11 protein-coding genes and 1 pseudogene are annotated in these 24,096 nt (G+C 64.3%); 4 read left to right on the top strand and 8 right to left on the bottom strand.

Features of this window, described 5'->3' with window-relative positions; genetic code table 11:
- Positions 1-24: 24 nt before the first annotated feature.
- Positions 25-6,057: a membrane-targeted effector domain-containing toxin gene (locus F474_RS11885; RefSeq protein WP_097084601.1), complete on the top strand. Its 6,033-nt coding sequence runs from the start codon at positions 25-27 to the stop codon at positions 6,055-6,057.
- Here F474_RS11885 and F474_RS11880 read toward each other — a convergent pair.
- The 8 genes and pseudogenes from F474_RS11880 to glnE all read right to left on the bottom strand — a co-directional run.
- Positions 6,044-7,501, bottom strand: a complete 1,458-nt coding sequence (locus F474_RS11880; RefSeq protein ID WP_097084600.1) for a lipopolysaccharide kinase InaA family protein — start codon at positions 7,499-7,501, stop codon at positions 6,044-6,046. The genes F474_RS11885 and F474_RS11880 overlap by 14 nt on opposite strands.
- Positions 7,501-8,253, bottom strand: coding sequence for a lipopolysaccharide kinase InaA family protein (locus F474_RS11875; RefSeq protein WP_097084599.1), 753 nt, complete (start codon positions 8,251-8,253; stop codon positions 7,501-7,503). Before F474_RS11875 ends, F474_RS11880 begins: the two co-directional genes overlap by 1 nt.
- A complete protein-coding gene (locus F474_RS11870; protein ID WP_097084598.1) occupies positions 8,250-8,984 on the bottom strand; it encodes a lipopolysaccharide kinase InaA family protein in 735 nt (244 codons plus the stop codon). The genes F474_RS11875 and F474_RS11870 overlap by 4 nt, the downstream gene beginning before the upstream one ends.
- Complete coding sequence (rfaP, locus tag F474_RS11865) at positions 8,984-9,790, bottom strand: lipopolysaccharide core heptose(I) kinase RfaP (protein ID WP_097084597.1); 807 nt, start codon at positions 9,788-9,790, stop codon at positions 8,984-8,986. Before rfaP ends, F474_RS11870 begins: the two co-directional genes overlap by 1 nt.
- The gene (locus F474_RS11860; RefSeq protein WP_097084596.1) at positions 9,787-10,911 is read right to left on the bottom strand and encodes a glycosyltransferase family 4 protein; all 1,125 of its coding nucleotides are present in this window, start codon (positions 10,909-10,911) and stop codon (positions 9,787-9,789) included. The genes rfaP and F474_RS11860 overlap by 4 nt, the downstream gene beginning before the upstream one ends.
- Positions 10,911-11,972 carry a lipopolysaccharide heptosyltransferase I gene (gene waaC / locus F474_RS11855; RefSeq protein WP_097084595.1) on the bottom strand — a complete coding sequence of 354 codons (1,062 nt, stop codon included), beginning with the start codon at positions 11,970-11,972 and terminating at the stop codon, positions 10,911-10,913. The genes F474_RS11860 and waaC overlap by 1 nt, the downstream gene beginning before the upstream one ends.
- Position 11,973: 1 nt before the next feature.
- The gene (waaF, locus tag F474_RS11850) at positions 11,974-13,023 is read right to left on the bottom strand and encodes a lipopolysaccharide heptosyltransferase II (RefSeq protein WP_097084594.1); all 1,050 of its coding nucleotides are present in this window, start codon (positions 13,021-13,023) and stop codon (positions 11,974-11,976) included.
- A 54-nt stretch (positions 13,024-13,077) separates the two neighbouring features.
- Positions 13,078-15,885 (bottom strand): annotated as a pseudogene (gene glnE, locus F474_RS11845) (bifunctional [glutamate--ammonia ligase]-adenylyl-L-tyrosine phosphorylase/[glutamate--ammonia-ligase] adenylyltransferase); the annotation flags it as partial.
- 500 nt (positions 15,886-16,385) lie between these two features.
- On the opposite strand from glnE, the gene aceE reads away from it, so the two are divergent.
- The 3 genes from aceE to F474_RS11830 all read left to right on the top strand — a co-directional run bounded on the left by aceE (position 16,386) and on the right by F474_RS11830 (position 24,071).
- Entirely contained in the window at positions 16,386-19,034 is a 2,649-nt protein-coding gene (aceE, locus tag F474_RS11840) for a pyruvate dehydrogenase (acetyl-transferring), homodimeric type (RefSeq protein WP_097084592.1), read from the top strand.
- Between the two features lie 11 nt (positions 19,035-19,045).
- Positions 19,046-21,019, top strand: coding sequence for a dihydrolipoyllysine-residue acetyltransferase (aceF, locus tag F474_RS11835; RefSeq protein WP_097084591.1), 1,974 nt, complete (start codon positions 19,046-19,048; stop codon positions 21,017-21,019).
- Positions 21,020-21,395: 376 nt separating this feature from the next.
- The gene (locus tag F474_RS11830) at positions 21,396-24,071 is read left to right on the top strand and encodes a bifunctional diguanylate cyclase/phosphodiesterase (RefSeq protein ID WP_097084590.1); all 2,676 of its coding nucleotides are present in this window, start codon (positions 21,396-21,398) and stop codon (positions 24,069-24,071) included.
- Positions 24,072-24,096: the final 25 nt, after the last annotated feature.

The following is a 24,096-nucleotide window of genomic DNA, read 5'->3' as shown; positions in this document are numbered from 1 at the left end:
GATTGCCCTAGGAGCCTGCACCCTATGCCCACCCACACCACCCCCTCGACGCTTTACCGCCAACTCGTACGCCAGGCCTTGGCCGGCCTGGCCGAGGCCAGCACCCGATTGCAATCACGCCTGCGTCAGCTGCCACAGGCTGACGCCTTGGGCAGCAGCAGTGGCGCACCCGATTTGCGGGCAGCGCTCGGTGCGCTTGCAGGTTTCTGGGCCATGCGGGAAGCAGACAACATCCGCCGTCGCGAGCACTACGCCAAAGACCTGGAACAGGCTATGCGCAAGGAGCTGGAAGCCCGGATAGCCCGGGGCAATCTCCACACGGCGTATCGGCACTGCCTGCCCAGCTACCACGATGAACCAGGCGTATCACTGTTTACCCTGGGCGTTCGGCTCAACGAGGAACACACCGCGCCCCTGCAGGGCGCCGTCGTCTTCGCCAGGGAACAGGGCCCAACCTTGCTGTATGTGTCAGGCGCAGGCTGGGTCGGGGCCCCGGCCCTGCCTGCGCTGCTCAACGGCCTGACCCACTCGATCAATCAGCCCGAATTGCGCTCACCACTGCTCGGGCTGATGCCTGCAAAACATCGCCAGGCCATGCAGGCCATCGAAGAGGAGCCAAGCCTGGAGCTGGAAGCCTTCGACACTGACGACTGGGTGCTCACCCCCCTCCTCGCCAGCCCGTTCCACACCCTGGCCGAGCAATTGATCGACCTGCAACGGCAAGACCTTGCCTGGGCATTCGAAGTTGCCGGCGCAGCCCCGGATCGCCAGGCGTTGCAACAGCTGATTTCGCAAGCCATCACGGCGCCGGCAAGGCTATCGCCCGCCACCATCGCCCAGGTGCTGTACCGAGCCTGGATCGACCAGGCGCCCTCGGACCCCGACTGGTTGCTCAATGCACCGGCGGAGCAACGTGAGCAGTGCCTGGCAGCGCTCCAGCGCTACGATCACCTGCGCCAGGCATTGCTCAGCGCCCTGAATGGCTGCGCGACGCTCCAGGATTTTTCTCGCAGCCGGCTGAGCGCGCGTATCGCCAATGATCTTGGGCTAGACATAGACCCGGACCAGATGCAGATCACCCTGAATCGCTCGCTACCGATCACCGGTGAACGTTACCAGATCACGAAAACCCTCACCCAGCTGGCGATAGACGGCTTACACCCCGGTGACCTCACGCCGAACTCGCCTTACCTCAACGATACGCGCATCAGCTTGGCCGGCCGGCCTGTGGAGCCACCCTATACCGCATTGACCCCTGCCTACGTCGGCGAACTGGTCACTCAACTGGCCGTCTACCAGCCGTTCTGCCTCGAGCAACGCCAAACGCACGCCCTGGGTTCCACACACACCCTGTTGAGCAAGCTGATGCGTGAGCATCTCGTCGCGTTGGGCTGGCTGGCACGGGTGCAGGGGCACATCTCCCCCTCCGACCATGCACTGCTGAGCGCCTTCTGCGCAGGCCAGCCGCCGGTCATTGGCCACCTGGAAGCCAATCGGGTGATATTGGCCGACCGGTTCGAGCTACGGGCCAGCCTGGTTATTCGCCACCTCGATACCGAGGGCTCAACGTTGCGGCTGCTGGTGTACTGCGCCGATGCACCGACCGGCAGAAGCCTGATGGCCTTCGACACGGCGCGGCAGCTGGTTGCCGAGTGGGTCGGTTGGGCAGCCGACGCGCCAACCCGCGACCTGCTCCTGGCCAATGTGCTGCCACAGCAGCGCGAAGCCTTCGGCACGGTGTTGGAAGCCTTGGCGCAGCGCCCGTTTCCCGAGCGCCCCGCCACTACCAGCGAACGGCCTTGGTACATCGATGCACAGGGCAACCCCCAACCCATCGTTGTAGCCACACCCGCCTACGCGGCGTTCCTACGCCTGGAGCCGGTGAGCGATGCCATCGGGTTGCTGACCCGCCAGCACATTCAGATGGCTCAAGCGCAGGCAGCCCACGAGCTGCCAGGCGCATTGACTGCCCAACGTTCAAGCTACCAGCAGCTTGGCGCTCTGAATGACCAGATCGCAGGCGCCGTCGAGCGCTACGCCAGCCACCCACACACGGCCGTCCCCGACTTCGAGCGCTATGTGCATAGCCAGGCACGGGAAAAGATAAACGCACTGCTGGAACGGGCAGATGACCTGGTCGACCCAGACAGCATCGTCATCCAGACCCCCAGAGAAACCCTGACCTATACGCAGATGCTGCGCGATGGCTATGACGATAGCCTTGGCCTGCTGACCCCCACCGCCGACACCACAGCTACCTTCAGCGGCCCCCCAGGTGTCGACCTCTCGGCGCTCACACCACAACAGGTGGCAGGCTCGGTACGCGGCGCATGGCTAGCAGACCGCTACATCGCCGACATCGAGCAGCGCCTGCTGGCGCCCGACAGCCCCGGCCGGGCCTGGCGCCGCCAGCAGAGCGTATTGATCCTGCAATTGCAGATGCAACGCTCCGCACTCAGGGCACGCCTGGAGGGCACGCTCCCCGCCGCCGACTACACATGGATCAACACAACGCTGTTGACACTGGCCGACACCCGCCTGCCGGTGCGGCAGCGCCATCCTGTGTACCCTATGCAATTCGAGCTTCGTAACCCGCTGGTGGCCTCAGCCGCGGCGCTGGGCGAGGCCTTCGTTGCCGTGTATGAACAGGCCCGCCGGCTATTGCCTCTCCCCAGCATGATGCACCTGGAAACCATCCAGGGCTGTTACATTGTCACGCCCCATCCAGGCACCGCAGATAACGCCTGGGCCTATACCCCCAATGCCCCCGATGGCCAACAATGGCGACGCCTGGACACCTTCCGGGCCACGCTGGCCTCACCGGGCATGGGTGACTACTACAAAGATCGCTGCAGCCTGAGCCTGGGCCGGCTGATCGCCTTTTTCATCGCTGACATCAGAAACTCCGGCGCCAGCCAACCCCCTGCGCTGCCTCCCCAGGTGTGCACCGACCTGGCTGACAGTTGCCATGATGCAATACTGCGGCGCCGGATCGACGATGTTCGCCATACCACTACATCACGCAGCGACATGATCGCCAACATCGCCCGCAACACCGTGGAGCTGGCCGCCACAGCGCTGACGCTGCCGTTCCCTCTTGCCTCTTTTGCCGTGGGTGCCACGCTGGCCTTGCGTGATTACTCCAAAGGGCTGAAGGCGTTCGCCGAGGGCAATGAAGACGAAGCTGGCTTGTTGCTCTTCTCGGCATTGCTCAATGGCGCAGGGGCGGCAGGCGACCTGACATCAGGGCTCAAAGGGTTTGGCCATCTGATTCGCCAGGCAAGGCCCACCCGCGCCACACGCCCCTTGCTGGAGCCGGCAGGCCCGCTGCCGGTTCCCTTGGGACATCAGCTGGTCTATGCAGGAAAGAGCCATGGCGCGCACGTCCATGAAGTGCTTCACGCCGCCGAGGACGGCTCGCTCACTGGCAGCGGTCGTTATGTCAGGCAGAACAAAGACGGTGCCTGGCAGCGCCTGGATGCGGCGTCGGCGCCTCATCCATCAGCCCAGGCCTACGCCGTGGAAGTGGACCTAAGTCGCGCAACGCCTCTGACCAGCAGCCACGCGCAGGGCGTCGTCCAGCTCGAAGGCCGCTTCTACATAGCCATGGGGCAACAGCATTTCCAGGTTCAGTACGTCGCAGCCGACAGGTGCTGGTACATCGTCGACCCTGCCAATCCATTCTCCTTCAGCGGCCGCCAGCCTGTCGTTCGCAATGCACAGGGCCAGTGGGCGCGGCTATCGCCAGCAGGCCTGCTCGGTGGCGCCCCTACAGGTACAGCGACCACACGCAGTGTGACAAGCGCCTACGAATTACCGACCGAGCTGCACAACCACGCCATGGCAATCGCTTGCCCGCCGGGCACCCCCGCCGCGAGGGCGCTGGAGCAATGGGCGGCGCCCACCCACAACGCACTCGTTTCGACCGCAAAGGATACCTACGCTCGCCTGCGCAGCACCCTGGCGCACGACGCATCGGCCTGGTACCAGGGCTTGGCGCTGCCGCCACGGCCCTCGGTGGTGGCACCCGCCGCGGGGCCCTCCGGTCAGGCGCTGGTCGAGATCGCGGCGCACCATCGCGGGGTAGTCATCGCCGAAACGCTGAACTCCCCGGCGAGCAAAAAACTGTTGATCGACAGCATGCCCGCGCTGGCAGAACAAGGCGTCACGGTGCTTTACCTGGAACACCTGCTGGCTGATATTCACGCCGCCAAACTGCAGAAATACAAGGCGCTCGGCGCCCGTGCTCGGAGTGGCTCGCGCACGCTCAAGCACTTCTATGCATTTGCCCACCATGGCTTGCTGGCGCCCAAGGGAAGCGGCCTGGACTACTACCACCTGATCAAGGCCGCGCACCGCCACGGTATCGAAGTCCGCGCGCTCAATACGTCGGTCAGCTACGACTTTGGGCTGGCGCCTGCGGCAGAAGGTGCAGCCTCGGCCACAAGGATGCGAGGCTTCATTGCCAATCGGATCATAGGCTCGGCATGCCAGGCCGCTCCCGAAGAGCGCTGGATCGCCCTCCTGGAACACCGATTGGCGTTGGCCCACGACGGCGTGCCAGGCGTAGCGCAGGTGCAGGGCGTGGTCAGTGTAAGGGTCGAGGATGCCGGCGGCCCGGCGCTCACAGGCAACATCGCAGCAGCAGACCTGACCCTGCACCTTGAGGCCGCGCCCCCGCAGGCAGCCCAACCGGTGCCGACGCCTGAAGAGCGGGTGAACTGGACACTGGACCCTAAAACGCTGGAGCTTCACGTCCGCCGGCACGACCCTGGCGCAGGGGCCAAACCCGCAGCAATGCTCAAGCGCGACCGCGCAGGCCGCTGGGTGGCTGACCCTGACGCCTCCTTGCCGGTGACAGAACCGAGCAGTGAACTGCAATTGCGCTTGTGGGATGCCGAATACCATCTCCCGCCGCAGCATATCGCTACCTTTCACAAGATCAAGGCGCACAACGGCAAAGCGCTGGACAATAACTACTTCACGTTCGACACCAGCATTCATCCCACTCAGGAAGCGTTTTTTTCTTTACGCGCCAAGATCCTGAACGACTCACACGCAGTGCTGACCCAGGTGCTGCCGCCCCGCCCGGAATTGCCCAACGTCAACCTGATACCGGGCGATGCCGCTTTGCTGCGCGGTATCTACGATAAAACCCGTGGGTTAGTGGTCGGCGAGGCGCACGCTCACGTGGGTAGCAAGCAATTCCTGATCGACAACCTCGACACACTGCTGGACTGCAATGTGAAGACCCTTTACCTGGAGCATCTACTGGCCGACGCGAACCAGCTCGACCTTGACCACTTCGTGCAAACCGGCGTGATGAGCCGCCAGTTGCTGGATGACCTCAGAACGCTTGACTGGGGGCATCACACCGACTCGGCCAAAACCTACAACTTCGAACAGCTGGTGGTTCGTGCACGGGACAAAGGCCTGGATATTCGAGCGATCGACTGCGCCGCCACCTACCGCCTGGATGGAATGGATGTGATGGGCCCCCAGCACACCACTCGCCAGCGCATGATGAACTTCTACGCCAACCGGGCTATCGAGCGGCACCAGGCGGCCGTTGGCGCACACAACTGGGTCGCGCTGGTGGGCAACACACACGCTAACACCTACCAGCAAACCGTGCCTGGCCTGGCGGAATTGCAGGGCGCCATTGGCTTGAGGGTGCGCGATGTTCCTCCTGGGCAGGGCCATGCCGCTATTGCCGACCCTGGCGAAATCGCCAGCGCACGAGGGGGCCGTGAAGTCATGGTCAAGTGCGACTTGCTGCTGGCGGTGCAGCCCCATGGCCATCGCGCACCGCTTGCGCCCGAGCAGCGCCTGCACCGGCCTGGGCAATACTTGATCGATAGCAGCGACCCGGCTCGCTCGTACATCTGGCACCGCTCCCGCAATGGGGAGGTTCACCAGACTGCGATCACTACCCGTGCCGATGGCCGGCTGTACGTCGACCGGCCCAGCTGGAGCACCGTGCATGGCCGACCGTTCGATGATCTCGCCGCGCTGACGGCAGCCATGCGTGACTTCGGCATGATCAAGGTCGACTGACCTCGCCAAGGGCTGCTGGAACCCTGGCTTCCAGCAGCCCACGCAGAGCGCTTCCCTCGGGCCAGTTGCGCAGGAACCTTTCGCGGTCCCGTGCGTAGGCCGCTGCGAAGCTGCCTGCACTCGCGTGCTGGCGCATTGCATCCAGATCGATCAACGCCCACCGCCCCTGGTGCCAGAACAGATTGTGGCCCTTGAGATCGCCGTGGCTGATGCGTTCGCGCATCAGGGCCTGAAACAGCTCATCAAGCGCCAGCAGCTCGGGCTCGGGCACCTCGCCGCTCTCGGTATAAGGTGCCCACCGTTCAATGATGTCGGGCCCCTCGAGGTACTCGGTAACCAGCCAGGCACGGCCACGCAGGCCCAGGGTTCGGCTTTCGCGCACGGCCAGGGGCAGAGGCGTAGCGATGCCGAGAAAGGCAAGGCGGTGCGCCGCGATCCACGAATGCCAGGCACGGCTGGGGCGCCAGAAGCGCTTGAGCCAGTGCAGAGCATTCTTGATGTTGTAGCGCTTGACCACCAGCGTACGGCCTTGAGCTTGAATACGAGCTACGGTCGCGGCCCCGCCGGTCTTGTAGAGGTGCCCGGCATCGATCAGCGCATCGGCGTGCTCCAGCACTTCGGCCATAGGGGCAGCCTGATCTCGGCGCATGGCCGTCAAACCCGAGGCATCGCGTTCAACGCTGAACAGCGTGCAGTCTCGCCCGGCCTTGGCCAGGTAGTCTTTCAGGCGCCAGGCCCGTACCTTGTCGACCTGCCTTTGCAGCGCCTCCAGCGGCAAGGCATGCTCGCTATTGGCCATCAGGTAGTGCACCAGCAGCTCTTCGGTGAACGGCGCCAGCGCTGGCGGCAGCTGGGCAAAGAACACCCCGAGGTTTTCCAGCACTCGCTCGCGGGGCAAGGGCTTGCCCGCTTCGTCGGCGCGCACGCCGGCACCGTCGATCAGGTAGAGCTGGCCGTTGGCGCGCAGCAGGTTGTCCAGGTGCAGGTCTTCCTGCCACAGGCCTTTGAGGTGCATCCGAGCCACTGCTTCCAGGGCCTGGCCAAGCACCGCCGACTGTTCATCGGCCAGCACCGGCAGATGCTCCACAGCTTCCCAGGCCTGGCCCAGGCTCTGTACTGGGTCCAGCAGCTCGAACAACAGCCAGCCCCCCTGCCCTGCCTCCAGCCCGTCGGCCAGCAACTGGGGCGTGGTCAGCCCCTGCGCCTGCAGCAGCTTCACGCCTTCGAGCTCACGCTCGAAGTGGCGGCTCGCCTTGGGCCCCACCAACAGCTTGGCCAGCACCGGGCGGCCACGCCACACACCAGCACCCACATAGCGCTGGCCAGGCAGCACGCGCAGCAGGGTCAGCAGTTGGAGATCAGCGATGCCGGCGGCATCGGCCAACGTCACATTCAGTGGCACGGCCGGCGCTCGGCCGGCCTTCTGCAGTTCGGCCAGTTGCATCAGCGGTTTCCTTTGTGGCGGCGGCGGCGCCCCAGCTGTTCAAGCCAGGCGCCCACTTCGGCCCCCTCGGCAGGCTGCTTGAGATAGGCAGCCAGCATCAGCCGAATCTCGTCGTCGCTCCACATGTGCGAGCGCCGCAGCAAGGGCTCCAGGTCGCGAACCCGGTCGCGCCGGCCGAAGATCAACGGCCGGGTTTTTTCCAGGTCGATCAGGCAGGCCTGGAACTGCCCGGCCTTTTCGCGCAGGAAAACATGTTTGGGGTAGAAGCAGTTGTGAACCTGCCCCGCACCGTGCAGGGTACGCGCCAGGCCGCCGACGGCAGCGAGGATGGCCTGGCGGCCTTCTGGCGGCACCTCGGCCCAGCGGTCGTTCCACGACTCCAGGTCTGCCCAGTCATCCAGCGCGCGGGTCAACAGCACCGCCTGGGTGCCTTCGGCGGCTTGATGCTGGCCGTAGAACACAGCGTCTAGCGAAGGAATACCCATGCGGCGGTAACGCTGGATGTTGCGGAACTCGCGGGCAAAGGTTGGCTCACCGAATGGCCGGCGAAGCGTACGGGTGAGGTAGCCGCTCTGGCGCTTGAGGAAGAACCCCTGGCCTTCGAGCTCCAGCCGATAAACGCTGCTCCACCCGCCCCGGCCGGTGTTGGGCTCGTCCACCGCGGTCAGCTGCAGGTTCCACAGGGCCTGGAAGCTGTCGAGCCCGTGGCGCGCCAGCAGGGCTTGGGCATCGGCCCCATTGAAAGTGTTCATTCGCGCCCCTCGAAGAAGCTCAGGATGTGCCGGATGCGCTTTTTATCCGACGCGTTCAGGCGCTCGCGCCTGCGGTATTGGAGATAGAAACGCAGCCGCTGGGTACGCGAGAGGTGGTATTTGCCCACTTTGTCCAGGCAAGCCAGGTCTTTGGTGATGCGGTAACGCAGCATGAAGCTGTACCAGAACGCGCCGTTGGGGCAATCGATGAAGAACACCGTGTCCTGATCGTCCACCAGCAGGTTACGCCACTTCAGGTCGTTGTGAGTGAAGTGGTGATCGTGCATCTGGCGGGTGTGGCGGGCGACCTGCTGGCTGACGTAGTCCACCCAGGCCCGGTTGCGCAGGCGCGCATCGTGCTGGTTCGCCAGAAGGTCCAGGTCTTGGGTATGCGGCAACTCACGGGTAATGAGCGCGCCGCGGCCAAAGGCGACACCGTCACGCTCCAGCCCCCAGGCCACCACTTCGGCGGTGGGGATACCCCATTGCGCGAAACGCTTGAGGTTCTGCCACTCCGCGCGCACTCGCGGGCGCCCCACGTACCGGCGCAGGCCACGGCCGGCGCCGGTATAGCGCTTGACGTAATACATCACCCCCTCCAGCCGCACCCGGATCACCTCCGAGAGGTTGTCGTTGGTCAGGCGCTCGCCTTGCAACGCGAACACCGCCTCCAGGCTGCCGAAGGCTTCGGCCAGGTGCTGATACTCAGGCTCCAGTTTCCACCCGGCCATCAGAGAGCGTCTCCATAGCGCTGCTTGCGCGCATAGAGGCTCGCCGCCTTGCGTTCGAGCCAGGCCAGCAGGCGTGCCTCGTCACGTAATACCTGGCGCAGCGGCAGCCGAAAGTAATCACGCAGAAAGCGCAGCTTGTCGCGGCGGGTCAAGCCGATGTCGAGCGCCGAGAAGTACAGCGCCGCCAGGTCTTTGTCGCGCCACCGGCGAGGGGTGTGCGAGCGGGTTTGCGCACGGTGCAGGTCGATCACCGACACCGGAAGGTCGCAGGGGCTGATCGGCCGGTCGGTGTGCAGCAGGAAATGGCAGATGTAGCAGTCGCGGTGGTTCACGCCGGCCCGGTGCATGCCGCCAACCATGCCCGCGACCTTGGCGATCAGGGCGTGCTTGAGCGCAGGCGCCGGTGGATGGGCGCGCCAGTTCAGGCTGTAGTCTTCCAGGCTCACCGTGGGCGCAAGCTCCTCGGTGATGATGAACGAATGCTGCCGCGCAGGGTTGCTGCCCCGTTCGCCATAGGCCACGGCGGTCATGGTGGCGATGCCGGCCTGGTGCAGGCGCTCGATGGCGCGCCACTCCTGGCCTGCACCCAGCACCGGCAGCTTGGCGCTGGCCAGGTTCTTGACGATCTCGCCCCAGCCGATGCCTCGGTGGATCTTCACAAAATACCCGCGCCCCTGCACCTCGGTGCGCAGGGTACGGCGGCCTTCGAGCTCGCGGTACACCTCACCCTGCAACGCCTCGACGGCTTCGAAGGGATCGTGCCCGGCCCACAGGCCCTTGAAGGGTTCCAGCAACATCAGGGTCATGCCTGGGCCTCGCTCAGGATCAGATCGGCGGCATGCTCGGGCATGCTGTAGAGGTCGGCGTGCTCGGCGAAGGCCAGGCCTTGGGCGGCCCAACGCTCACGCGCGGCATCGTCCTGAAGCATCTGCGCCAGGTAGCGGTTGAGTTGGGCCTGTTCGAAAGGCTCGTCAAGCACAAGCCCGCTGCCGGCCTCGGCGATGTAGTGGGCGTAGCCGCACACTGCGCTCACCAGCACCGGCAGCCCCGCCACCAGCGCCTCCAGTAACACGGTACCGGTGTTTTCGTTGTAGGCCGGGTGGATCAGCGCATCGGCGCCCAGCAGAAAGCGCGGAATATCGGGCCGGCCCTTCATGAAGCTGACCTGCTCGCCCAGCCCAAGCGCCCGGGCCTGCAACTGGAACACCTTGGGGTCGTCCTGGCCGATCACGAACAGGCGCGTGCGCTTGCGCAGCGCCTCGGGCAGTGCCGCCAACGCCTTGAGGCTGCGGTCGGTGCCCTTGGTCTTGAAGCCCGAGCCGATCTGCACCAGCAGGCGGTCCTGCTCGGCCAGGCCGAACTCCTGGCGAAACGCCGCGCGAATGGCGCCGGCGTCCGCCGGGCGGCGGCGGTCCTGGGCAATACCGGGGGGCAGCAGGTGGAAGCGCTCGGCGGGGGTGCCGTAATGCTTGACGAACAGCGGCTGCTGCACCTCGGAAATCATCAGGATCTGCGTTTTGGACTCGGGCGAGAACACGGCCCGCTCGTAGTCGGCGAAATGCTTGTAACGGCCGAAATAGCGATACAGCGGATTACGCAGCGTCTGTGCCTTGTCTTCGAAGCAGCCGTCGGCGGCGTAGTAAACGTCCAGCCCCGGCATCTTGTTGAAGCCCACCAGCCGGTCGACCGGGTCGCGGGCGAGGTCTGCCTGCATCCAGGCGGTGAGTTTCTCGTTGCGATGGTGGTTGAACAACGCCCTGGCCGGAACGATGCGTACATCGAAGCCGGGGGGCACCTCACCCTGCCAGATGGGCGTATAGACGCGAATGGCATGCCCGCGCCGCTGGCACTCCAGGGCGATGCGCATGAAGTCGCGCTGCAGGCCGCCGAACGGAAAATACTTGTACAAAACGAACGCCAACTGCATCAACGCATGCCCTCGGCCAACAACAGCGTGCTTAACTGCCCTGCCACACGCTCGGGGTTCACGCGGGTGAAGCACAACGGCCCTTCGCGTTTGAGATCGTGCCGCGCCAGGTCCTCCGGCGTGGGTTTGTAAGTGCAGTGCTTCTGCAGGCATGGCGCGCAGGGCCAATCGCTTGCCAGGTGCACCTGGGTGCGGCCATAGGCGCCGGTCAGGCCCGGGTTGGTAGGCCCATACACCGACACCGTGGGCACATCCAGCGCTGCGGCTAGATGGCCAAGGCCGGTGTCTACCGCAACGCAGGCCCGCGCCTGCACCAGTACGGCGGCGACCCCTGCCAGGTTGAGCTTGGGGAGCACCTGCACGTTGTTCATGCCGGCGGCGATGCGATGCGCACGCCGAAATTCTTCTTCATTGCCCCACGGCAAGCGCACGCCGATGCCAGCCAGGCGCAGGCGCTCGGCAAGCTCGCGCCAGTACACCTCGGGCCAATGCTTGGTCGCCCAGGTGGTGCCATGCAGAAACACCACATAAGAAGTGGGGTTGGGAATGCTGAGCAGCCGGGACCGGTCAAGCCCGTACTGGCCGGCACCTGGCGGCAGGTCATAGCCCAGGGCCAGGGCGAACAGCAGGCGCAACCGCTCCACCGCGTGCTGGCCTTTGATCACCGGCACCTTGCGGTCGTAGAAGCGCGCAGCGATCGGCTCCCGGGCGGAGTTTTTGTCCATGCCGGCCACCGGCGCTTTCACGTAACGGGTGAGCCACGCGCTCTTGAGCAGGCCTTGGGCGTCGATCACCAGGTCGTACCGGCGCTCGCCCACGGCAGCCTTGAACGCCTTCCATTCGCCGCTCTTGTAGGTTTGCCAGAGGTTCTTGCGCCAGCGGCGAACGGCCACCGGGATCACCTTGTCGACGGCTGGGTGCCAGGTGGGCAGCTCGGCGAAGCCTTCTTCGACCACCCAATCGAAACGAATGCCGGGGATCGCCCGCGCGGCGTCGGTGAGCGCCGGCATGGCGTGGATGACATCCCCCAGCGAGGAGGTTTTGATCAGCAGAACGCGCAAGTCAGTCGACCTCCGCCAGAACGTTGACCGGCTCCGGCCCTTCGAGCCCGCGCAGGGCCTCGATGACGCGTTGCGGGTCGAGCAGGCGCAAGCAGTTGTAGTGGCCGAAGCGGCAGGTACGGTCGAAGCATGGGCTGCAGTCCAGCCCCAGCCGCACCACTTCGACCTGGTCGGCCAGCGGTGGGGTGAAACCGGGCGAAGTGGAGCCGTAGACGGCCACCAGCGGCAGATTCAGCGCGGCGGCCACGTGCATCAGGCCCGAATCGTTGGACACAACCGCCTTGGCGCAGGCCATCAGGTCGATCGCCTCGGCCAATGAAGTGCCGCCGCAGAGGTTCGCGGTTTCCTCACGCAGGCCCGGGATCAGGCGCTCCTGAATGGCCTCGCCGACGGCGTGGTCCTTTTGCGACCCGAAGATCCAGACCTGCCAGCCCTGGCGAATGCGCTCCTCGGCCACCGAGGCATAGTGTTCTGACGGCCAGCGCTTGGCTTCGCCGAACTCGGCACCGGGGCACAGCGCCAGTACCGGGCGGTCCAGCTCCAGGCCAAATTTGGCCAGCGCCGCGTCACGGTTTTCAGGCTCGATGCGCAGGCGCGGCTGGGGATAAGGTTGCGGCAGCGGCGCACCGGGCTCGTATGCCAGCGCCATGAAACGCTCGATCATCAGCGGGTAGCGGCTTTTGTCGAGCGTGCGCACGTCGTTGAGCAGCCCGTAGCGAAACTCGCCTCGCCAGCCAGTGCGCTTGGGAATGCCAGCGAAGAACGGCACCAGCGCAGACTTGAGCGAATTGGGCAGCAGGATCGCCTGGGTGTACTGCCCTTTGAGTGACCGGCCGATACGCCGGCGCGTGGCGAGATCGAGCACGCCGTGGCCGAGTGGAAAACTCAAGGCCCGGCGCACCTCTGGCATGCGTTCGAGGATCGGCCGGCTCCACTCGGGTGCGAGCACGTCGATCTGGCACTGGGGGTGGCGTTGCTTCAGGCACTGGAACAGTGTCTGGGCCATTACCATGTCGCCGACCCAACTGGGCCCGATGATCAGAATGTTCATGGGTTTTCCAAAAAAGCGCGGCCGGCTGTTCATTCACCGGCCGCTGCCATCACTCTAACCCAGGCCGAGCCCGGCCCAGATCCGCATCACCTCGCGGCGCTCGGCCGCGAACTGGTCCCCTGGCACCACCGAGGGCGCCTTCTGCAGGGCCTGCCGGTGGGCTGCGGCGCGGTAGGCCTTGTAGGCTTCGCGCAGCAGCACGGCATCGCTGGCCGGCAACAACCCGGCCTCTTCGAGACCTTCGAGAATGCGGATGTTGTCGGGGTAGCGCAGCAGCTCGGAGTGCGCGCCAGACCACGCCAGGGCCGCGTATTGCACCATAAATTCGATATCGACGATACCACCGGCGTCTTGCTTGAGGTCGAAGGGCACCGCCGCGTCGAAGGCATTGCTGCCCCGCCCGGCGCTGCTGGCACGGGTGCCAAGGTTGTCACGCATCTTGGTGCGCATCTCGCTTACCTGCGCGCGCAGCGTCGCCAGATCACGGGGTTTGCCCAGCACACCGGCCCGCACCCGCTCGAAGCCTTCCCCCACTTGCGCATCGCCCACCAGCACCCGGGCGCGCACCAGCGCCTGATGCTCCCAGGTCCAGGCCTCTTGCTGCTGATAACGCTCGAAGGCACCCAGCGAGCTGACCAGCAACCCTGCCGCGCCGGAGGGGCGAAGGCGCATGTCCACCTCATAGAGCTGGCCGGAGTTGGTCTGCGCGGTGATCAGGTGAATGATGCGCTGGCCCAGGCGGGTGAAGAACTGTGCACCGTCGATGGGCTTGTCGCCATCGGTCTCGGCCTGCGGGTCGCCGTCGTGGATGAATACCAGGTCCAGGTCCGAGCCATGGCCCAGCTCGATACCGCCGACCTTGCCATAACCCACGATGATGAACCCCGGCTCACAAGCCCGGCCATCGGTGCGCAGCGGCACGCCGTGGCGCGCCACTGTCTGGCGCCAGGCCAGGGCCAGTACCTGCTCCAGAATCGCCTCGGCCAGCCAGGTGAGGTAGTCGCTGACCTTCATCAAGGGCAGGGTGCCGGCGATTTCAGAGGCCGCCACCCGTAGGCTGTGCGCCAGCTTGAAGTGGCGCAGCGCCTCCATTTGCTGTTCCAGGTCATCTTCTGGAATGCGCGTGAGCCGCTCGCGCAGCTCGGCCTTGAGCTCTGGAGCCTGCGGGGGGCTGAACAAGCGGCCTTCGTTGAGCAGCTCATCGAGCAGCAGCGGGTAGCGCGCGATCTGCTCGGCGATCCAGGGGCTGGCGGCGCACAGCACCAGTAACTGGCGCAGGGCCCCTGGGTTCTCGGTGAGCAACACCAGGTAGGCCGAGCGGCGGGTAACGGCCTCGACCAGCGGCAATACGCGGTCCAGCAACAGGTTCGGCTCACCCAGCGCCACAGCCTGCGCCAGCAGCCGCGGGATGAACGCATCGATGCGCTCCCTGCCTATGCGCTGGGCAGCACGCAGCAGATGGCTGTTGCGCAGATCGGCCAGCTGCCGGAAAGCCCTGCCTGGGTCGGTGAAGCCGGCCTCCTCCAACTGCCGGCACGCGTCCTGCTCGGCCTGGGCATCCTGCCACAGCGGCATCCACTCACCGCCCACCGGCTCATCCACCGTGGCGTTCCCGTCCTCATCCGGGTCGGCGATCACTTGGCCGAAATGCCAGGCGACCCGCTCGCGCCAATGCGCCAACTGACGATGAAAACCGTCCCAGTCGGCAAAGCCGAGCATCACCGCCACGCGCAACTGGTCTCGCTCGTCGGCTGGCAGCATTTGCGTCTGCCGGTCTGCGATCGCCTGAAGGGCATGCTCTACATAACGCAGGAATTCATACGCCTGGCGCAATTCGGCGACCACCGCCGCAGGCAGGTAGCCCTGCCCTTCCAATGTTGCCAGCACCTTGAGCAGCGGCCGCTGCTGCAGGCTCAGGTCGCGCCCACCGTGAATGAGCTGGAAGGCCTGGGCGATGAACTCCACTTCGCGGATCCCGCCGGCGCCCAGCTTGATGTTCTCGGCCATTCCCTTGCGCCGCACCTCTTGCTGGATCAACTGCTTCATGGTGCGCAGCGCTTCGATGGCGGAGAAGTCCAGATAGCGGCGATAGACGAACGGGCGCAGCATCTCCAGCAGCTGCGCACCGGCCTTGGCATCACCCCCGACCACGCGGGCCTTGATCATCGCGTAGCGTTCCCAGTCGCGCCCCTGGTCCTGGTAATACTGTTCCAGCGCATTGAAGCTCAGTACCAGCGCACCGGCCGAGCCATAGGGGCGCAGCCGCATGTCGACGCGAAACACGTAGCCGTCGACGGTAACCGGGTCCAGCGCTTTGATCAGGCGCTGGCCCAGGCGAATGAAGAACTCCTGGTTGTCCAGCGCGCGCTTCACGCCCTCGGTTTCGCCGCCCTCGGGGTAGGCGAAGATCAGGTCGATATCCGAAGACAGGTTCAGCTCGCCGGCGCCCAACTTGCCCATGCCCAGTACGATCATGTGCTGTGGCTCGCCGCTGCGCCGGCCGGTGGGGGTGCCGAACTGCTGGCAGTGGCGTGGGTAGAGCCATTGGTAGGCCTCGTCTATGCAGGCATCGGCAAGCTCGGTCAAGTCTCGGCAGGTTTGCCCCAGGTCGCTGGCACGGGTGATATCACGCCATACGATGCGCACTTGCTGGCGCGCGCGCTGCTGGCGCAACACCTGGCCGAGTTGCTCCTCGGTCTGGGCCGTGGCTACCGCTGCGTGCACCTGGGCCCGCAGCTCACCGGCGGCGAAAGCACGGCTGAGGTCTGCGCTGGCAACCAGCTCGGGCAGCAGCGCTGGGGCGCGGCGGATCTGCTCGACGACGAAGTCGCTGCAGGCCGTCACCCGGTCGAAAGCGTGCCAGAACGCTTCATCGAACCCTTCGGCGGCTTGCCCCAGCATAGAAATGAACTCGCTGCGATGAGCATGGGCCAGATCATCAAGAGCAGCGGGAAGCGGTATCACAGTCGGCTGGCTCATGGTCTATCCTTGGAGCCGCAGAATCCGGCAATTGCAGTGAGAAAGAAGGAGGTAGTGCCCGAGCTACATGTCGAACAAAAGTGAAATATTGTTCGAGAAGAATGAAACCTGGCAGAAATCATCAAGAATACCCGCTTGCTGACTTATTTTTGAGCCACGGGATCGATTATTCTCACAAGCCTTTGAAGGCAAATGGGCTAGATCCCTGTAGTTTTACTACTGCCCGTGTCGCCGCCAAACATGAAAACCGAATTGATTTGTAGTAAAACTACAGCCCGCCGGGCCAACCTCCGGTAATCCAAGAATTCATGTCGTCTGCCCACAAGGCCAGTCGCAAACTCAGGCCATCCGATTCTGGTGGCCTTTCCGCCCTGGAGCAAGCCATGCAAGACCTCGATCCCGTCGAAACCCAGGAATGGCTGGACGCCCTGGAGTCGGTTCTCGACAAAGAAGGCGAAGACCGCGCTCACTACCTGATGACCCGCATGGGCGAACTGGCCACCCGGACCGGCTCCCAGCTTCCCTATGCCATCACTACGCCCTATCGCAATACCATTCCGGTCACACGCGAAGCGCGCATGCCCGGCGACCTGTTCATGGAACGCCGCATCCGCTCGATCGTGCGCTGGAACGCGCTGGCCATGGTCATGCGCGCCAACATGCAGGACCCTGACCTGGGCGGTCACATCTCCACCTTCGCGTCCAGTGCCACGCTGTACGACATCGGCTTCAACTACTTCTTCCAGGCCCCCACCGAAGAGCACGGCGGCGACCTGATCTACTACCAAGGCCACGCCTCGCCTGGCATCTACGCTCGCGCCTTCCTCGAAGGCCGCTTGAGCGAAGAGCAGATGCTCAAGTTCCGCCAGGAAGTCGACGGCCAGGGCCTGTCGTCGTACCCGCACCCGCACCTGATGCCCGACTTCTGGCAGTTCCCGACCGTGTCGATGGGCCTTGGCCCGATCACCGCGATCTACCAGGCGCGTTTCATGAAGTACCTGGAAAACCGCGGCTTCATCCCCGCTGGCAAACAGAAGGTCTGGTGCTTCATCGGTGACGGTGAAACCGACGAGCCGGAAACCCTTGGCGCCATTTCGCTGGCCGGCCGCGAGAACCTCGACAACCTGATCTTCGTCATCAACTGCAACCTGCAGCGCCTCGACGGCCCGGTTCGCGGCAACGCGAAGATCATCCAGGAACTCGAAGGCGTGTTCCGCGGCGCCAACTGGAACGTCAACAAGGTCATCTGGGGCCGCATGTGGGACCCGCTGTTCGCCCAGGACCACGACGGCCGCATGCAGCGCCGCATGGATCAAGCCATCGACGGCGAATACCAGAACTACAAGGCCAAAGACGGCGCCTATGTGCGCAAGCACTTCTTCGGTGCCGACCCTGAGCTGCTCAAGCGTGTCGAGAGCCTCTCCGACGACGAGATCTGGAAACTCAACCGTGGTGGCCACGACCCGTACAAGGTCTATGCCGCATACCACCAGGCGGTCAACCACAAAGGCCAGCCAACCGTCATCCTGGCCAAGACCATCAAGGGTTATGGCACCGGTGCCGGCGAAGGCAAGAACACCGCGCACAACACCAAGAAGGTCGATATCGAGTCGCTGAAGAAATTCCGCGATCGCTTCGACATTCCGCTGAACGACTCCCAGCTCGAAGAGCTGCCGTTCTACCGCCCTGCCGAAGACAGCGCGGAAATGAAATACCTGCGCAAATGCCGCGAGAAGCTGGGCGGCCACCTGCCGCAACGCAACCGCGGCACTGTCAGCATCCCGACCCCGCCGCTGGAGATCCTCAAGTCGGTTCTCGACGGTTCGGGCGACCGCGAAATCTCCACCACCATGGCGTTCGGGCGCATCCTGGCAGCGATGGTCAAAGACAAGGAACTGGGCAAGCGCATCGTGCCGATCCTGGCCGACGAAGCTCGCACCTTCGGCATGGAAGGCATGTTCCGCCAACTGGGTATCTACTCCCCTGTCGGCCAACTGTACGAGCCGGTCGACCGTGACCAGGTCATGTACTACCGCGAAGAGAAAGACGGCCAGATCCTTCAGGAAGGCCTGAACGAAGCGGGTGCGTTCTCCTCGTTCATCGCCGCCGGTACTGCCTACAGCAACTACAACACCCCGATGCTGCCGGTCTACATCTTCTATTCGATGTTCGGCTTCCAGCGTATCGGCGACCTGGCCTGGGCGGCTGGCGATGGCCAGACCCGCGGCTTCCTGCTGGGCGGCACCTCCGGGCGCACAACGCTTAATGGCGAAGGCCTGCAGCACGAAGACGGCCACAGCCACATCCTGGCCAGCACCATCCCCAACTGCCGCAGCTATGACCCCACCTACGCCTACGAGCTGGCGGTGATCATGCGCGACGGCACCTACCGGATGATGGAGAAGCAGGAAAACATCTACTACTACATCACCGTGATGAACGAGAACTACCAGCAGCCGGCCATGCCGGAAGGGGTAGAGGAAGGCATCATCAAAGGGATGTACCTGCTCGAGGAAGACAAGCGCGAGGCGGCACACCACGTGCAGCTGCTCGGTTGCGGCACCATCCTCAACGAAGTGCGTGAAGCAGCCAAGATCCTGCGCAACGACTACAACGTCGGTGCCGATGTATGGAGCGTCACCAGCTTCAACGAGCTGCGCCGCAACGGCTTGGCCGTGGAGCGCAGCAATCGCCTGCACCCGGGCGAGGAGCCCAAACAGAGCTACGTCGAGCAGTGCCTGGGTGGCCGCAAGGGCCCAGTCGTGGCCAGCACCGACTACATGAAGCTGTTCGCTGAGCAGATTCGCCAGTGGGTACCGGTCAAGGAATACAAAGTGCTGGGCACCGACGGCTTCGGCCGCAGCGACAGCCGCCGCAAGCTGCGTGATTTCTTCGAAGTAGACCGCCGTTGGGTCGTACTGGCCGCGCTCGAAGCGCTGGCCGACCGTGGCGAGATCGAGCGCAAGGTCGTGGCCGAGGCCATTACCAAGTTCGGGATCGACCCGGAAAAACGCAACCCGCTGGACTGCTAAGGAGACGCACTGTGAGCGAACTGATACGCGTACCCGACATCGGCAGCGGTGAGGGTGAAGTCATTGAAATCCAGGTCAAGGTCGGCGACCGCATCGAAGCCGAGCAGAGCCTGGTGACGCTGGAGTCCGACAAGGCCAGCATGGAAGTGCCCGCGCCCAAAGCCGGCGTGGTCAAGGCCATCAAGGTAAAGATCGGTGACCGCCTCAAGGAAGGCGATGACCTGATCGAGCTGGAAGCCGAAGGCGCTGGCGAAGCCGCTGCGCCCGCCGCCGAGGCCGCCCCGGCGGCCAGCGAGGCGCCCAAGGCCGAGGAAAAACCTGCTGCTGCGCCCGCGCCGGCCGCAGGCAATGCCGCCCCGCAGAACGTCAACGTTCCGGACATCGGCTCCTCGGGCAAGGCCCAAGTGATCGAGATCCAGGTCAAGGTCGGCGACACGGTCGAGGCCGACCAGTCGCTGATCACGCTCGAATCCGACAAGGCCAGCATGGAGATCCCGTCTCCTGCCGCCGGCGTGGTCGAGAGCATCAGCGTCAAGCTCAACGATGAAGTCGGTACCGGCGACCTGATCCTGGTGCTCAAAGGCGCCGCTGGGGCAGCAGCCCCCGCGGCCGAGCAGGCCCCGAAAGCCGAAGCGGCCCAGGCACCTGCTGCTGCACCGGCAGCGCCGCAGGCCGCCCAGGCGCCTGCAGCTGCCAGCGTTCAGGAAATCAAGGTTCCGGACATCGGCTCCTCGGGCAAGGCCAAGATCATCGAAGTGCTGGTCAAGGCGGGCGACACCGTAGAGGCCGATCAATCGCTGATCACTCTGGAGTCCGACAAGGCCAGCATGGAGATCCCTTCGCCTGCCGCAGGCGTGGTGGAGAGCGTGATCGCCAAGCTCGACGATGAGGTCGGCACAGGTGACCTGATTCTCAAGCTCAAAGTGCAAGGCGCAGCACCAGCCGCGCAACCGGCTCAGGCCGCTGCCCCTGCCGCGGAACCTGCCAAGGCCCCGGCACCTGCTGCCAAGGCTGAAGTGCCGGCCGAGCATGTACACGCAGGCGCTTCGGCCAAGCCAGGTGCCAAGGTGCACGCAGGCCCGGCGGTTCGCCAGCTGGCTCGCGAGTTCGGCGTAGATCTGTCTCAGGTCAGCGCGACCGGCCCTCACGGCCGCGTGCTGAAGGAAGACGTACAGGCCTACGTCAAAGCCATCATGAGCAAAGCCAAAGAGGCGCCTGCCGCCTCCGCCGCCGCGCCTACCGGTGGTGCTGGCATTCCGCCGATTCCGACCGTGGACTTCAGCCGCTTCGGTGAAATCGAAGAAGTGCCGATGACCCGCCTGATGCAGGTCGGCGCCGCCAACCTGCACCGCAGCTGGCTGAACGTGCCTCACGTGACCCAGTTCGACCAGGCTGACATCACCGAGCTGGAAGCCTTCCGCGTCGCTCAGAAGGCCGTGGCCGAGAAGGCGGGCGTGAAGCTCACCGTGCTGCCACTGCTGCTGAAGGCCTGTGCTTACCTGCTCAAGGAGCTGCCGGACTTCAACGCCTCGCTCGCGCCTAGCGGTAAGGCCGTGATTCGCAAGAAGTACGTGCACATAGGCTTCGCCGTCGACACCCCTGATGGCCTGCTGGTGCCAGTCATCAAGAACGTCGACCAGAAGAGCCTGCTGCAACTGGCTGCCGAGGCTGCTGCGCTGGCCGAGAAGGCCCGTAACAAAAAGCTCTCCGGCGACGACATGCAAGGCGCCTGCTTCACCATCTCCAGCCTCGGGCACATTGGTGGCACCGGCTTCACGCCGATCGTCAATGCTCCGGAAGTGGCGATCCTGGGTGTCTCCAAGGCAGCCATGGCGCCGGTGTGGGATGGTAAGGCTTTCCAACCGCGGCTGATGCTGCCGCTGTCGCTGTCCTACGATCACCGCGTGATCAACGGCGCGGCTGCTGCTCGCTTCACCAAGCGGCTGGGCGATGTGCTGGCGGATATCCGCACGATCTTGTTGTAAACCTGTAACCTAGCTGTCACCGATCCCCGCTTTCCTCATAGGAAGGCGGGGATTTTTTTGCCTGGTGGACAACGGCGGTGCTGACGGGGCAGGTGTTCACCCATGGCAATCACATTCGGCCTGTCGAGCCACAGACGGGCCAGTGGAGGCAGTGAATAAAATCATTGCGCCACCATGGAATTTTCCTTTCACCTGCCGTTCTATGCTCATGCCCATCCACGCCCAAGGAAGACCTCCCCCTGGCGTTGAAGAAATCTTCCCAACGGTCGACACACTGAAGGCATTACGCCACCGTGTCTCTTGTCAGCGCCGCCGCCATGATGCAACCTTGGCCCACGCGTGGCCGTTGGCCCCGTACTTTAGAAGTGAGCACTCGATGAAAAGCCAGCCCGATGCTGCCACGCGCGTGGCTGCCGAGGTAGTGACGCAATTGCCGGTGCCTTCGCGCCTCGGCATGCTGCGTTTCGAGCGGCTGAACGAGGCCAACTGGGCGCTGCTGTACCTGGACCCCAATTGCGAGCGAGACTTCGGCCTGCCAGCGGCAGAGCTGTGTGCACTGATCGGCTCCCCCTACGCCAGCCTGATGGAGCCCGAGCAGCGCTATCAGATGCACGATGTCATTCAAGAGCAATTGGCCTATCGCAACTACTATCTGATTCGCTACACACTGCACACCAACCACGGGGCGGTAAGCGTTCTGGAGTTGGGTGAACCGTATCGCCAGCATCACCGCGACCTGCTGCGCGGTTACCTGCTGATGCTCGACGACGCGCAGGGCGACAGCAACGCGCCGCAGGGCCAGCGGCTGGAAGCGGCACTGGAGCAAAATCAGCGCGCGCAGCAGGACCAGCTACAGCATCTTGAGCGTGCGCGGGCCCAGCAAGACCTCATTCTGCGCCTGGCGCGCCAGCGCTATGTGACCAACGACCCACTGCTTGAAGCCGGCGAGCTGATCACCCGCAGCGCCTGCGATATCTATAAAATCGACTGTGCGAGCCTGTGGCACCTCGACGCCAAGCGCTTCATACCGATCACTGCCTGGTCGGCACGTGACGAATGCCACTCCGTGGCCGAGCCACTGGATGCCAGTGGCACCCCGGACTATCTGGAAGCGCTCCACGGCAGCCGCGCTATCGATGCTGACAACGCCGCCACCGACCCCCGCACCCGCGAGCTCGCCGAGCGACTGGCACAGCGCAATGTCACAGCCATTCTGGATGCCAGCATCCGCGTCGATGGCCAACTGGTGGGTGTGCTGTGCCTGGAACAACACGGCCCGGCACGGCTTTGGCAATCGGACGAGGTCGCTTTCGCTGGTGAGCTGGCCGACCAGTTCGCCCAGGTAATCACCAGCCAGAACCGCCGCGTGGCCACTAACGCGCTGAACCTGTTCCAGCGTGCAGTCGAACAAAGCGCCAACGCCTTCCTGCTGGTCAACTGCGACGGCGTGGTTGAATACGTCAACCCCAGCTTCACCGCTATTACCCAGTACACCACCGAGGAAGTGCAGGGCCACCGGCTATCGGAGTTGCCCGCGCTGGAGAACCTCGGCGAGCTGCTCTTCGATGCGCCTTCTGCACTGGATCGCAGCAACAGCTGGCAAGGCGAATTCAAGAGCCGGCGCAAGAACCTGGAGCCTTACTGGGGCCAGCTGTCGATCTCCAAGGTGTTCAATGACCAGCGCGAGCTGACCCACTACATCGGCATCTACGAAGACATTACCCAGGCCAAGCTCGCCCAACAGCGCATCGAGCGCCTGGCCTACACTGACAACCTGACCAACCTGGGCAACCGCCCGGCGTTCATCCGCAGCCTGGATGAGCGCTTCACCCGCGACGGTGAAGCCCCCATCGCCCTGATGCTGGTGGATATCGACAATTTCAAACGCATCAATGACAGCCTCGGCCACCAGACCGGGGATAAGCTGCTGATCAGCCTCGCACGACGCCTGCGTAACATACTCAGCGCCTCCGGGACCCTGGCGCGGTTCGCCAGCAACGAGTTTGCGGTGCTGCTGGACGCAACCGAACCAGAGGCTGCCCAGCAAACGGCTATGCAGGTGCTCAAGACGCTCGACAAACCCATGTTCGTCGACAACCAGCTGATCAACGTGACCGCTTCGGTGGGGCTGGCCTGCGCGCCCCTGCACGGCCACGACCCGCAGACCTTGATGAAGAACGCAGGCCTTGCGCTGCACAAAGCCAAGGCCAACGGCAAGCATCAGGTTCAGGTGTTCACCGAGACGCTGCACGCAGAGGCCAACTACAAGCTGTTTGTGGAAAACAACCTGCGCCGGGCATTGACGCAGAACGAGCTGGAGGTGTTCTACCAGCCCAAGATCTGCTTGCGCAGCGGCAGGTTGCTGGGCATGGAGGCGCTGCTGCGCTGGAATCACCCCGAGCGCGGCATGATACGCCCCGACCAGTTCATCAGCGTGGCCGAAGAGACCGGCCTGATCATTCCTATCGGCAAGTGGGTGATCCGCGAGGCCTGCCGCATGAGCAAGCGCTTGAGTGCCGAAGGCCTGGGCGATCTGGGCGTGGCGATCAACCTGTCGCCCAAGCAGTTCTCTGACCCGGACCTCGTGGCCTCGGTGCGCAGCATTCTGGAAGAAGAGCAATTAGCCGCGCACCTGCTGGAGCTGGAGCTGACAGAGGGTTTGTTGCTGGAGGCCACTGATGACACCCACCAACTCTTGGGCCAGCTCAAGAGCCTGGGGCTGTCGCTGGCCATGGACGACTTCGGCACGGGCTATTCGTCGCTGAGCTACCTTAAGAAATTCCCGATCGATGTGTTGAAGATCGACCGCAGCTTCATCAACGAGATCCCGGCCAACCAGGACGACATGGAAATCACCTCGGCAGTGATCGCCATGGCGCACAACCTCAAGCTCAAGGTCGTTGCCGAGGGCATCGAGACGGCCGAGCAACTGACCTTCCTGCGCCGGCATCGGTGTGACGTGGGCCAGGGCTACCTCTTCGATCGCCCCATCCCGTCCACTGAGCTCACCACGGCATTGGCACGCTACCCGCGCGGCCCCGAAGCCTCCTGACAGCTACGCAACCCTCAGGCACACT

Origin of the sequence: Pseudomonas sp. URIL14HWK12:I12 (genome assembly GCF_003097135.1) — a bacterium.
Classification (GTDB): Bacteria; Pseudomonadota; Gammaproteobacteria; order Pseudomonadales; family Pseudomonadaceae; genus Aquipseudomonas.
This window is presented reverse-complemented; position numbering and strand designations above follow the sequence as displayed.

Coding starts and splice junctions, on each gene's coding strand:
- F474_RS11885 (WP_097084601.1), top strand. CDS start 25: ATGCCCACCCACACCACCCCCTCGACGCTTTACCGCCAACTCGTACGC.
- F474_RS11880 (WP_097084600.1), bottom strand. CDS start 7,501: ATGCAACTGGCCGAACTGCAGAAGGCCGGCCGAGCGCCGGCCGTGCCA.
- F474_RS11875 (WP_097084599.1), bottom strand. CDS start 8,253: ATGAACACTTTCAATGGGGCCGATGCCCAAGCCCTGCTGGCGCGCCAC.
- F474_RS11870 (WP_097084598.1), bottom strand. CDS start 8,984: ATGGCCGGGTGGAAACTGGAGCCTGAGTATCAGCACCTGGCCGAAGCC.
- rfaP (WP_097084597.1), bottom strand. CDS start 9,790: ATGACCCTGATGTTGCTGGAACCCTTCAAGGGCCTGTGGGCCGGGCAC.
- F474_RS11860 (WP_097084596.1), bottom strand. CDS start 10,911: ATGCAGTTGGCGTTCGTTTTGTACAAGTATTTTCCGTTCGGCGGCCTG.
- waaF (WP_097084594.1), bottom strand. CDS start 13,023: ATGAACATTCTGATCATCGGGCCCAGTTGGGTCGGCGACATGGTAATG.
- aceE (WP_097084592.1), top strand. CDS start 16,386: ATGCAAGACCTCGATCCCGTCGAAACCCAGGAATGGCTGGACGCCCTG.
- F474_RS11830 (WP_097084590.1), top strand. CDS start 21,396: ATGAAAAGCCAGCCCGATGCTGCCACGCGCGTGGCTGCCGAGGTAGTG.